Here is a 12,230-nt window from a genome sequence, read left to right as displayed (position 1 = left end):
AGGCCATCTTACCTGTTTTTAAAGTATGAATGTAGGAGAGGAAAGGTGACAAAAGGGACAGTTCAAGTTGAACTGTCCCTTTTCTATTCTTATGACAATTTATGAAGAACTAATGCATTACTTAATGTTGCAAACTCCTCGATAGATAGCGTTTCGCCTCTTCGTTTTGGATCAATTCCTACTTCTGTTAAAATTCGATCCAACAGCTCTTTATCTTTCGGGAAACCATTTAAATTATTTGATAAATTATTCATTAAAGTTTTACGACGCTGTGCAAAACTTGCTCTTACTACTTCAAAGAAGAATGTCTCATCTGTTACTTCTACAACTGGTTTCGGGCGCTTTAGGAGACGAATAATCGCAGAATCAACATTCGGTTGTGGCACAAACACTGTACGTGGTACAGTCATAACTGTTTCTACCTCTGTATAATACTGAATAGCAATGGATAAAGAACCATACTCTTTCGTTCCAGGTTTAGCAGCTAAACGATCTCCAACTTCTTTTTGCATCATAACAACAAATCCACGAACTGGTAATTTCTCTTCCAGCAATTTAAATAAAATTGGCGTTGTAATATAGTACGGTAAGTTCGCTACTACCATTACATCTTGCCCTTCCTCAAATTGCTCACTGAACACCTCATGTACATCTGCCTTTAGTACGTCTTTATTTATAACTGTAACGTTGCTATATGGAGCTAACGTCTCATCTAAAATCGGTAATAATCTCTGATCAATTTCAAAAGCTACTACTTTTTTAGCACGCTTTGCTAATTGTTCTGTTAACGCACCGATACCTGGTCCAATTTCAATTGCACCACTTTCTGAACCAATTTCAGCGTGATCGACAATACGATTTAATACGTTCGTATCAATTAAAAAATTTTGTCCTAAACTTTTTTTGAATGAAAATCCATACTTTTCAACAATGTCTTTCGTACGATTTGGCGTTGCGATATCCTTCATTTTCTTTCCTCCTGTATGACTTGCTTATAAGCTTCTGCAAACGATTCTTTTGAAACTTGAAACATTTGTAAACGTTTATGTAACTGTTTTGCGTTTGTATAACCAATCTTTAATAGCTTACCCATTCTTTCTCTGCGACTCTTTGCCATTTCTCCGCCCACTAAGCCTGCATCGACTAAATCGCTCCAACTAATTTCACTTGTGTAAGCTTCCATTTCTTCATGTATATTCTCTAAAGCACGGCGAATTGATTCATTAGAAGCATGTTCAATCCCGACACCCTTTTTCCTTTTGGCAAGTGCTTCTTCCTTCGGTAAAAAGGCATGTTTACATCCAGGCACCTTATCAGAAATAATTTTTCGAATACGCTCTCCAGGATAATCCGGATCTGTGAAAATAATAACGCCCCGTTTTTGCAGCGCTAATTTAACTTGCTCAATAACATGATCACCGATTGCTGAACCGTTCGTTTCAATTGTATCCGCATCAACAGCACGCTTAATCGCAACTGTATCATCTTTACCTTCTACAACGATAATCTCTTTAATTTTCATGCTTGCCTCCACACTCGTTTCGTCTCTACTTAGTAAAACAAAAAAATGACGACTTTTCCATTATTATTTTCCCCATTCTTACATTTTAAAAAATAGAATGTCCAAAACTTTGTTCTCTCTCCTTATTGTAACACTTCCTCATTCGCCCTTATTTTTTCACAAAAATAAAAAAAGAATGGGTTCTCCCACTCCTTTTTATTCAACACCAAATAAAGCTTTTGCATTTTTTGTTGTTATCTCTGCTACTTCCTCATAAGAAATTCCTTTTAAATTCGCAATTTCTTCTGCTACAAGTTTTACATAACTCGGTTCATTTCGTTTTCCTCGAAATGGATGTGGTGTTAAATATGGACAATCCGTCTCTATTAACAATTTCTCTAATGGAATCTCCGTGGCAACTTCTTTCGGTTTCTTAGCATTTTTAAATGTAACTGGGCCGCCTAACGAAATTAAAAAGTTCATATCAACACATCGCTCTGCTACTTCTACGCTGCCGCTAAAGCAATGCATAATGCCTCCCACTTCAGCTGCATTCTCTTCTTCTAGAATATCAACAATATCTTGAGTTGCATCGCGGTTATGTATAATAATCGGCAATTTCACCTTTTTGGCTAATGCAATTTGTTTACGGAATACTTCCTTCTGTATTTCTTTTGGAGACTTATCCCAGTGATAATCTAAGCCCATTTCTCCAAGTGCAACGACTTTAGGATGGGAAGCAAGTTCTTCTAACCACGCTAAATGTTCTTCTGTCATGTCGATTGCATCAACTGGATGCCATCCTACCGCAGCGTAAATAAAATCATAAGTTTCAGCTAACTCCATTGCCTTTTTGATCGTTATTTCATCAAAACCAACAACAACTGTATAGGTAACTCCTGCTTCTTTCATTCGTGCAATAACTTCTTGCAAATCCTCTTCAAATTGCTCTGCATTCAAATGTGAATGTGTATCAAACAACATAATACATAACTCCTTTTATATTGAAATCAAGTTTATTCTAAAAAATAAGCTCTTTACTAACTTAACGATAACAATACTATAATTTTAATGCAAAAATAGAGAGTGTAAAAAGAAAAAAGACGCTTCACACATGTTACACGTGAAACATCTCTTTTCTTGTCTTAATTACTTGATTTTTGTACCGTTTGGTAGATTTTGGTCGATTGATGCTAATGACAATACGCCATTCTCTTCACCCGCTAAAATCATACCTTGTGATAATTCACCGCGTAATTTTACAGGTTTTAAGTTTGTTACACAAATAACCTTTTTACCTTTTAGGTCTTCCGGCGAATAGAATTTTGCAATTCCTGAAACAACTTGACGCTTTTCTGTACCTAAATCCAGCTGAATTTTTAACAACTTATCTGCTTTTTTCACAGGTTCAGCTGATAGTACTTCAGCTACGCGTAATTCTACTTTAAAGAAATCATCAATTGTGATTTCTTCTGCTTTCGGTTCTTCTTCTTTTTTCTCTTCTACTTTAGGAGCAGAGCTTTTCATTTGTTCTTTAATGTAGCCTACTTCTACTTCCATTTCTAAACGAGGGAAAATTGGGTTTCCTTTTTCTACTTTTGTTCCAGCTGGAATGCAGCCAATTGTAGATAGGCTTTCCCAAGATTTATGTGCCTCTTCAGTAAGTCCAAGTTGAGCAAACATCTTACTTGGCGCTACTGTTAAGAACGGCATAAGCATAATACCTGTTTGACGAAGTACTTCTGCTAAGTGAGCCATTACAGAAGCTAACTTTTCAAGATCCTTCTCATCTTTCGCTAATACCCATGGTTGTGTTTCGTCAATATATTTATTTGCACGGCTAACCAATTGCCAAATTGAGCTTAGCGCTACAGAGAATTCCATATTCTCCATTGCCTCTTCTACTTTTTTCAATGTATCTTTTGCAAACGTTACTAACGTTTCATCAAATTCCGTTACATTTGCTTTAAATGCAGGGATTTCTCCGTTAAAGTACTTATCAATCATAGCTACTGTACGATTTAATAAGTTACCTAAGTCATTTGCTAAATCAAAATTAATACGCTCTACAAATCCTTCTGGTGTGAATACGCCATCAGATCCGAATGGAACTTCACGAAGTAAGTAATAACGTAATGCATCTAATCCGTAACGATCAATTAATGTAACTGGATCTACTACGTTTCCTTTTGATTTACTCATCTTTCCATCCTTCATTAAAATCCAACCATGAGCAAAGATTTTTTTCGGAAGAGGTAAATCTAATGCCATTAAAATGATTGGCCAATAAATTGTATGGAAACGAACGATTTCTTTTCCAACTAAATGCACATCAGCCGGCCAGAATTTCTTATACATCTCTTCATTTTCTGTTCCATAACCTAATGCTGTAATGTAGTTAGACAATGCGTCAACCCATACGTAAATAACATGTTTCGGGTTACCTGGAACACGAACTCCCCAGTCAAATGAAGTACGAGAAACAGCTAAATCTTCTAAGCCTGGTTTAATGAAGTTATTAATCATCTCATTCTTACGAGACTCTGGCTGAATGAAATGTGGATTATCTTCATAGAATTTTAATAGTCTGTCGACATATTTACCCATTCTAAAGAAATACGATTCTTCACGAACAAGTTCTACATCATGACCACTATCTGGGCTTTTTCCTCCAACTACTTTGTCACCTTCCATAATTGGATCTACTAATTGATGCTCTGTATAGAATGTCTCATCTTGTACAGAATACCAACCTTCATATTCATCAAGATAAATATCACCTTGATCTACTAGTTGCTTGAATATTTTTTCAACAACATCTTTATGACGATCTTCAGTTGTACGAATAAAATCATCATAAGAGATATCCATTTTCTCCCAAAGCTCTTTAATTCCTGCAACAATGTTATCCACATATGCTTGTGGTGTAACATTTAATTCTTCTGCTTTCTTTTGGATCTTCTGTCCATGCTCATCAGTTCCTGTTAAATAATGAACATTGTATCCTTGCATACGCTTATATCGTGCCATCGCATCTCCTGCTACTGTTGTATAAGCATGTCCAATGTGTAATTTTCCACTTGGATAATAAATTGGGGTAGTAATATAAAAGGACTTATTTTCCTCTGTCATTGTTTTGGACCTCCCGGATAACCTCATATGTATTTATAAATAGTATATCAAAAACTTATATATAAAGTGAAACTTTAATCTGTGGGGGTTTTGTTCACTCCCGCGGATTATTAGCCCGCACCAATCAGGCTTTTACGAGCAATCCGACTCCAACTTAAATTCTTTGCTCCAGCCAAATTTTAAATTTAGAATCTTACTGCTTGTTAATGCGGGATAAAAACGAGTTAATACTTAATATCTTTATCATCTATTGCTCATATTTCAAGAAAATATACAGTCCTTACTTACAATCTATAATTTTTTCTGAAAATAAAGTGAAATAATAGTAGAAATTACTCTCATTCTATTATATATAAGAAGTAAGAAATCTATAAATCTTTTTAAAAAATATAGAATTAAAGAATTGACGGAAATGTAAATGATTGGTATCATATGTCCATAGGGTATTTTGTCGAAAAATGACGAATCTAGAAAATAGACTCGAAACTTATAAACTATTTCTTTAGGAGGAAAAGAATTATGAAATCTACTGGTATCGTTCGTAAAGTTGATGAATTAGGTCGTGTAGTAATTCCAATCGAATTACGCCGTACTTTAGGTATTGCAGAAAAGGATGCTCTTGAAATCTACGTTGATGACGAGAAAATCATCTTAAAAAAATATAAGCCAAACATGACTTGCCAAGTAACTGGTGAAGTATCTGATGGTAACCTATCTTTAGCTGAAGGTAAAATTATCTTAAGCAAAGAAGGCGCTGAGCAAATCTTAAACGAACTTCAAGATTATATCGAAACAGCAAAATAAGCTTCTCAATTATGAGAAGCTTATTTTTTATCGACATGATAGATTTGATATACATCGCGTTTCGACAAATCTCGATCTTTAGCGACTGTTTTTATTGCCTCTTTTGAATTCATACCTTTTTCGTTTATATAATGTTCAATATGATCATATACCGAAATAGATTCCCACCATTGTTCTTCTGGGGCAGGTTCTTCCGTTGAACCAGCTACTAAAATACAAAACTCGCCACGAACTTCATTTTGTTTCGTCCACTCAATTGCTTCCTCAACTGTTCCACGAATAAATTCCTCGAATTTTTTCGTTAACTCTCGACATAATACAATTTCTCTATTTCCCAACACTTCTTGCATCGAGATTAAAGTATCATCTAAACGATGGGGCGCTTCATAAAACATCATTGTAGTTTGTACATAACGAAGCTTCTCTAACTCCATTTTTCTTTCTTTTTTATTTCTTTGTAAAAATCCATAGAAATAAAATTGTTTTGTTTCAAGACCTGATGCAATTAATGCTGTAAGGGCTGCATTTGCCCCAGGAAGCGGGATAACATGATACTGTTCTGCTACAGCCTCTACAACAATATCGTAACCTGGATCAGAAATACACGGCATACCAGCATCACTAACAAGTGCTACAGTCTTTCCTTCGTCTAACTTCCCTAATATTTTCTTCCCACTTACTTCCTTATTGTGCTCATGGTAACTCATAACAGGGGTTTCAATTTCGAAATAATTACAAAGTTTTTTCGTTTGTCTCGTATCTTCAGCAGCAATTAAATCAGCTTCTTTTAAAATTCGGATTGCACGAAATGTCATATCTTCTAAATTTCCAATAGGAGTTGGTACTAAATATAAAACTCCCTTTTCATTTTGTTGAAAGCTTTTTTGTTGCCACATAGTGTTCTCCTTTTTGCATATATTCTTCTTTTTGTTTTCTATTTAACTGCTTAAAATAATACTCTGCTTGCATAGCTGTACGCTTATCTTCATGAAATTCTATGTATTTTAAAACAACAGGAAGTCTAGCACGCGTATACCTAGCCCCTTTTCCACTATTATGGGTCTGAATCCGCTTCTCTATATGATTTGTATATCCAGCATAATAACTTCCGTCAGAGCACTCTACTACATAAAAACAATGCTTATTCTTCTCCATATAAAATTGAACGAATCTCCTTTGTATATTCATTATTTTCTTCATATACAAAAAGAGGGGGCAATATTTTCAAATCTGCGTTTCCATCCTTAATTCCTTCAATTAACAATGTATTCGCTTCTTTCCCTGCCTTAGGATAAACAAATCGTACACGCTTTGGTTCAATTTTGTATTTACGCATTAATGTAACAATATCTAGTAAACGACCTGGACGATGTACAAATGCTACTTTCCCACCTTGCTTTACTAACTGACTACTTGCAGATACAACATCCTCTAATGTACACATAATTTCATGACGAGCTATCGCTAAATGTTCATTCATATTTTTCTCAGAAGTTGCAGGTGTTTGAAAATAAGGGGGATTACATGTGACAACATCATATTGATGACGTCCAAGTTTCTCCGGCATATCTTTCAAATCCCCATGTATTAAGTGAATTCTTTCTTCTAGCTTATTGTATTGAACGCTTCTGATTCCCATATCATATAAACGTTCTTGAATTTCTACACCTGTAATGCTTCCCTTTGTTCTTGTACTTAATAAAAGGGGGACAACTGCGTTACCTGTACACAGATCAAGTACATTACCTTTTTGAATTGGCACCCAAGCAAAGTCTGCAAGTAAAACAGCATCTAACGAGAAATTGAATACTGATGGGCTTTGTACAATCTTCATATCTTGCGCTAATAAGTAATCTAAACGTTCATCTTCATATAAATTCATATGTTACTCCTTTTCTTACACTTAACCTACCCTATTTCATCTTCTACTAATAAAAAAACATATTTCATTGTACTCTCATGTATAAAAAATTACCTTTCCAATTATCATTGGAAAGGTAATTTCACTTTTTATTTAAAAATGACAGGCAGAATAAACAATCTCCCTCTTTACGTACACTTCCATAATGCAGATTACAAATATGAAAACCTTCTTGATATAGCCTTGCTAAATTATCGTAGCCTTCGCCAATATCAGTTGTCTTTGGCTTCACTTCTTTACGTTTTTGAGTTTTTTGTTTTTCTTTAATCTGCACTTCTTCAAAGCGATGTCGCAAATTTTCATTTTCCATTTTTATATGTTGGTTCTCTTCCAACAACTCTGCAAGATGTTGTTTTAATTCTCCCAACTGTTTGTATAAATGTCCAATTTGCTCTTCCATACTAGAAACCGATGCAAAAATATCTTTTTTCTCCACAAGCACCCACCTCATTAATCTGTGGTTTGACTCGAAACGACCCCTTTATTCACTAACTCATCTAACGTATATTCTACTATCCGTTCCTTGTCTACTAGTTCCACTTGAATTAATCTTTCTAAAATATTTAATCCGATAACACGGCCAGTACCATGCGGGGTTTGTATACGTTGATCTAAATCAGGAAGTTGTTCCTTTGCTGCCTCATATTCATCATTCTCATATTTTAAGCAACACATTAAGCGACCACATAAACCAGAGATTTTTGCAGGATTTAATGATAAATTTTGATCCTTTGCCATCTTAATGGATACAGGTTCAAAATCTCCTAAAAAAGTAGAACAACAAAGCATACGACCACATGGACCAATACCACCAAGCATCTTCGCTTCATCACGAACACCAATTTGTCTTAGTTCAATTCTTGTCCTAAAAATTGCCGCTAAGTCCTTCACTAGTTCGCGGAAATCAATCCGACCATCCGCAGTAAAGTAGAAAATAATCTTATTGCGATCGAACGTATACTCTACATCTACAAGTTTCATATCAAGATTATGCTCTACTACCTTTTGCTGACAAACTTGGTATGCTTCTTTCGCAGCATGTTTGTTCTCTTCAACAATGGTACGATCATTTTCATTTGCAATACGAATAACCTTTTTTAGCGGTAATACAACGTCGTTTTCATCAACTTGCTTTTTGGTAATAACTACTTTTCCGTACTCAATACCTCTTACTGTTTCTACAATTACAAACTCATTTTCAGAGATATCGAACTGATTCGGATCGAAGTAATACACCTTTCCGGCCTTCTTAAAGCGAACACCTACTACATCATACAAAACGGTCATCCCTCCTGCAACCGCAACACTAACTGTTCGAACACAAGCTGCGCATTTACATTAGCGTTGATTCTATTTTTTGCCTCTAATATATTAAAGAGAGCTGATACAATGCGCTTCTGAGCATAGGAGAAAGATTCAAACATCTCTTTCTGCTCATGAAAAACAAGACGATCTTCTTCTCCAAGTTGAACATATAATAAATCCTTATAAATAAGGAGCAACATATCTAAACCTTGCTGTAATTGTTCTTTCTCTCCAAAGTGTTTTCCCCATTTTTCTTGTACAAAAAAAATAGAGGCTTTATCCTTTTCGAGCGCTTCACATAATTTTATCACTAAAGCTCGTGCTTGTGCAAACCATTCATCACTACATAAAGCTAAAGCTTCATCAAAACTATTCGTGAGTTGCGCAGCAAGTGTCGATAAAGATGCCGTAATACCTTCATCCTGTAATCTTCTAATTAAAGATTCCGTAGGTAACGGTCTAAATGTAACAACTTGACAGCGAGATAAAATCGTATTTAAAATTTGATGACTTTGTTCGGTAAGTAAAATAGCTGTTGTATCACTACTTGGTTCTTCTAAAAATTTTAAAAGTGTATTCGCTGCATTTGCTGTCATACGATCTGCGTGCTCAATAATATATACTTTTTTATTTGCTTCTAATCCTGTTTTTGAAAACTCTTCTTGTAAATCATGAATTTGCTGCTTCTTAATAGATAATCCGTCTGGTTTTACAATATGTAAGTTAGGGTGGTTACCTGAATCAATTCGCTTACAATTTGTACATACGTGACAAGGCTCTACCCCGTTCCGCTGAGAACAGAGGAAACTCTTTGCCATTTGAATTGCCGTTGCAAACTTTCCAGTCCCTTTCCCTCCCTCTAACAAGTAAGCGTGGGATATACGCTCTTTTGCAATGCTATTCATCAACATTTTTACACCGATGGGTTGTATAGCAGAAAGCTGCTCCCACGTCTTCGTCATAATGCATACCTCACTTATTTCATTCTTTCCTTCTATTATAACAATTTATCTTCTATAATCTGAACAACTTCTTCTATAAGTTTTTCCATTGGTTGATCAGCATTTACCAATACAATACGATCTGAGAAACGTTCTACAACTTGTAAATATCCTTCACGGACACGTTTATGGAAAGAGATATCTTCCATATCTAATCGATTCACTTCACGTCCTGCATCTTTTTCAATGCGAGCTAAACCAATCTCTGGTTCAATGTCTAGGTAAATCGTTAAACTAGGCATACAGTCCTCTGTTGCGAAACGATTTATTTCAAATACCTTATCCATACCTAACCCTCTTGCATATCCTTGATACGCTAAAGAGCTATCTATAAAACGATCACATAATACAAGGTAGTCCTCGTTAAGTGCCGGCATAACCTTTTCCACCAAATGTTGTCTACGTGCAGCGGCATACAGAAGCGCCTCTGTACGTGCTTCCATCATCGTATATTCTTGTTTATGTAAAATTATTCTAATATCCTCTGAAATTGCAATACCACCTGGTTCTCTCGTCGCCATTACCTTTTGTTCTTTTTGTTCAAAGTACGGCAATAAACTTTTAATTAACGTTGTTTTACCCGAACCTTCTGGACCTTCAATTGTTACAAATAATCCCTTCATTCTAAAACCTACTTTCTATATCATACACTTTCATATATTTCGTGCTACCTTGAAAACGAGCGCCTGATTGCTCTAAATACATAATTTGCTCTTTATGTTCTGAAGTAATTCTTTCCCCATACATAATCAATGGAATTCCAGGTGGGTACGGAATTACCATTTCTGCCGCTATCATCCCAACTGCTTCTTCTACAGATACTACTTTTGTTTCATATCCTTCCAGTTGTTTATATGTATACGGTAAAGGAGAAAATTCTCCTTTATAAGTATAACGAATAGATTCCTTCTTGTCTTTCACCTCATAATATTGCAATGCCCCTCGGATCATCTCTATAGCCTTCATATACTCCTTATTTACTTGCAAGGGTAAAATAAATAGAACATTATATGGATCCGCCATTTCTGTATATATACCGACTTTTTCAAATACAGACTGTAATTCGTATCCTGATAACTGACAACGTGTCTGTACAGTAACCTTTAACTCATCTTGTAATGGATACTGTAAAATAGCTATTTGTGGAATAGAACACAATTCGTCTTTAAATCCCCGTAAAAACTCGACAATTTCATCATGTCCCTTTTCTTTTATACGTGCTATTGTAAAGCGTGCAATATCAAGAGAAGTCATAATTGGATACGATGGACTACTAGATTGTAGCATACTTAAATAGGTAGAAACTTTTTCTTCTTTCACTAGGCGACTATTTATATGTAAATAGGATCCCATTGTCATCGCGGGTAATGTTTTATGTGCAGAATGAACTACAATATCTGCACCATATGCTAATGCTGACTTTGGAAATGCCCCTCCTAAACAAAAATGAGCTCCATGTGCTTCATCTACTAAAACGGGGATTTTATGTGCATGTGCATAAGCGATGCTTGCCTCTAGATCCATCCCCATACCATAATAATTAGGATGCGTTAAAATGAGTGCTTTAGCATTTGGATATTTTTCAATTGCTTCCTTAATAATTTCAACATGAATGCCCACCGGTACATTATAAGCTTCATCAATCCATGGATCTAAAAAAATTGGATTTGCGCCCGCTAATTTTAAACCATTAATAATTGATTTATGACAATTTCTTTGTACAAGAACAATATCATGTTCCCCGCAACAAGACAAAATCATTGCTAGGTTCCCTACTGTTGAACCATTAATTAAAAAATAACTTTTTTTCACTCCATATACATCAGCTAATAACTGTTGTGCCTCATCTATACATTCAAACGGACTATGTAAATCATCTAACCCTGACAACTCAGTTACATCGATAGATAGTATATCTTTAAACTCCCCTATAGCTTCCTGAGGGAAGTTTAAACCGTTTTTATGACCTGGAACATGAAAGGATAACGGCTTTCTTTCTTTAAACTCTGTTAATGCCTCATATAAAGGTATGCGATTTTGCTTCATCTATATCTCTTCCTTATTATTTCATTCTTTATCTATTATACAGAACAAAAAAAATAATAGGCATATGCCTATTTAAAAATATGATACTTCTAATTTCCGAAGCTGTTTTAAATAATATATATACTTCGGATCATTTGTCTCCGTATTCACCATATCTTTTTCACATTCATAACAGATTAAATTATTATAAACATATATCCCTTCTTTTCTTTCTGTCTCACAAACAATACAAACCTCATTTTGTGCTTTCATAACCTTCCCTCCCTATTTCAATGGACATATTTTATACTTCTATTCCTTAACAATTTACAGAAAAATATACATCCATCTTTTATATAATATGATTAACCCTTGGGCAACGTGTTTGTATTACCATTACTTCTTTTTTTTCGTACTGTTTGAAAACACAAAAAAAACACAAGTCAAAAGACTTGTGTTTTTAATTGCTTGGCGACGTCCTACTCTCACAGGGACAAGGTCCCAACTACCATCGGCGCTAGAGAGCTTAACTTCCGTGTTC

General features: G+C 35.1%; 14 protein-coding genes. 1 reads left to right on the top strand and 13 read right to left on the bottom strand.

Translation table 11 applies throughout. The annotated features are described in order from the left end of the window. Positions 1–89 precede the first annotated feature (89 nt). The 4 genes from rsmA to metG form a co-directional block, all read right to left on the bottom strand. On the bottom strand, positions 90–968 hold the full coding sequence (gene rsmA, locus FS802_RS29400; protein ID WP_000651555.1) for a 16S rRNA (adenine(1518)-N(6)/adenine(1519)-N(6))-dimethyltransferase RsmA: 879 nt from the start codon (positions 966–968) through the stop codon (positions 90–92). Then, positions 965–1,522, bottom strand: a complete 558-nt coding sequence (gene rnmV, locus FS802_RS29395; protein WP_000692830.1) for a ribonuclease M5 — start codon at positions 1,520–1,522, stop codon at positions 965–967. Before rnmV ends, rsmA begins: the two co-directional genes overlap by 4 nt. 195 nt (positions 1,523–1,717) lie before the next feature. Continuing rightward, a complete protein-coding gene (locus FS802_RS29390; protein WP_000895824.1) occupies positions 1,718–2,485 on the bottom strand; it encodes a TatD family hydrolase in 768 nt (255 codons plus the stop codon). 165 nt (positions 2,486–2,650) lie between these two features. Then, the gene (metG, locus tag FS802_RS29385) at positions 2,651–4,633 is read right to left on the bottom strand and encodes a methionine--tRNA ligase (RefSeq protein WP_098655259.1); all 1,983 of its coding nucleotides are present in this window, start codon (positions 4,631–4,633) and stop codon (positions 2,651–2,653) included. 519 nt (positions 4,634–5,152) lie between these two features. Between metG and FS802_RS29380 the strand changes: the two genes are divergently transcribed. Continuing rightward, positions 5,153–5,437 (top strand): transition state genes transcriptional regulator AbrB, encoded by a 285-nt coding sequence (locus tag FS802_RS29380; protein WP_000843036.1) that lies wholly within the window; start codon positions 5,153–5,155, stop codon positions 5,435–5,437. A 20-nt stretch (positions 5,438–5,457) separates the two neighbouring features. On the opposite strand, the gene rsmI is transcribed toward FS802_RS29380, so the two are convergent. From rsmI to FS802_RS29335, 9 genes are all read right to left on the bottom strand, one after another. Continuing rightward, a complete protein-coding gene (rsmI, locus tag FS802_RS29375) occupies positions 5,458–6,333 on the bottom strand; it encodes a 16S rRNA (cytidine(1402)-2'-O)-methyltransferase (protein ID WP_070169266.1) in 876 nt (291 codons plus the stop codon). Continuing rightward, positions 6,302–6,592, bottom strand: coding sequence for a GIY-YIG nuclease family protein (locus FS802_RS29370; RefSeq protein ID WP_098655258.1), 291 nt, complete (start codon positions 6,590–6,592; stop codon positions 6,302–6,304). The genes rsmI and FS802_RS29370 overlap by 32 nt, the downstream gene beginning before the upstream one ends. Beyond that, on the bottom strand, positions 6,579–7,319 hold the full coding sequence (locus tag FS802_RS29365) for a tRNA1(Val) (adenine(37)-N6)-methyltransferase (RefSeq protein ID WP_001055375.1): 741 nt from the start codon (positions 7,317–7,319) through the stop codon (positions 6,579–6,581). Before FS802_RS29365 ends, FS802_RS29370 begins: the two co-directional genes overlap by 14 nt. 121 nt (positions 7,320–7,440) lie before the next feature. Then, positions 7,441–7,794 carry a DNA replication initiation control protein YabA gene (gene yabA / locus FS802_RS29360; protein WP_000412057.1) on the bottom strand — a complete coding sequence of 118 codons (354 nt, stop codon included), beginning with the start codon at positions 7,792–7,794 and terminating at the stop codon, positions 7,441–7,443. 14 nt (positions 7,795–7,808) lie between these two features. After that, the gene (locus tag FS802_RS29355; protein ID WP_000272429.1) at positions 7,809–8,636 is read right to left on the bottom strand and encodes a PSP1 domain-containing protein; all 828 of its coding nucleotides are present in this window, start codon (positions 8,634–8,636) and stop codon (positions 7,809–7,811) included. 5 nt (positions 8,637–8,641) lie between these two features. After that, positions 8,642–9,625, bottom strand: a complete 984-nt coding sequence (gene holB, locus FS802_RS29350; protein ID WP_000169570.1) for a DNA polymerase III subunit delta' — start codon at positions 9,623–9,625, stop codon at positions 8,642–8,644. A 35-nt stretch (positions 9,626–9,660) separates the two neighbouring features. Beyond that, on the bottom strand, positions 9,661–10,287 hold the full coding sequence (gene tmk, locus FS802_RS29345; RefSeq protein ID WP_098707899.1) for a dTMP kinase: 627 nt from the start codon (positions 10,285–10,287) through the stop codon (positions 9,661–9,663). Between the two features lies 1 nt (position 10,288). Next, positions 10,289–11,710, bottom strand: coding sequence for an aminotransferase class I/II-fold pyridoxal phosphate-dependent enzyme (locus FS802_RS29340; RefSeq protein WP_098707898.1), 1,422 nt, complete (start codon positions 11,708–11,710; stop codon positions 10,289–10,291). A 72-nt stretch (positions 11,711–11,782) separates the two neighbouring features. Then, the gene (locus FS802_RS29335; protein WP_000647291.1) at positions 11,783–11,962 is read right to left on the bottom strand and encodes a sigma factor G inhibitor Gin; all 180 of its coding nucleotides are present in this window, start codon (positions 11,960–11,962) and stop codon (positions 11,783–11,785) included. Positions 11,963–12,230 lie beyond the last annotated feature (268 nt).

The organism is Bacillus sp. DE0042 (assembly GCF_007680225.1).
Classification (GTDB): domain Bacteria; phylum Bacillota; class Bacilli; order Bacillales; family Bacillaceae_G; genus Bacillus_A; species Bacillus_A wiedmannii.
Note: the sequence above shows the minus strand (reverse complement) of the source record. Positions and strands in the feature narration are given on the sequence as shown.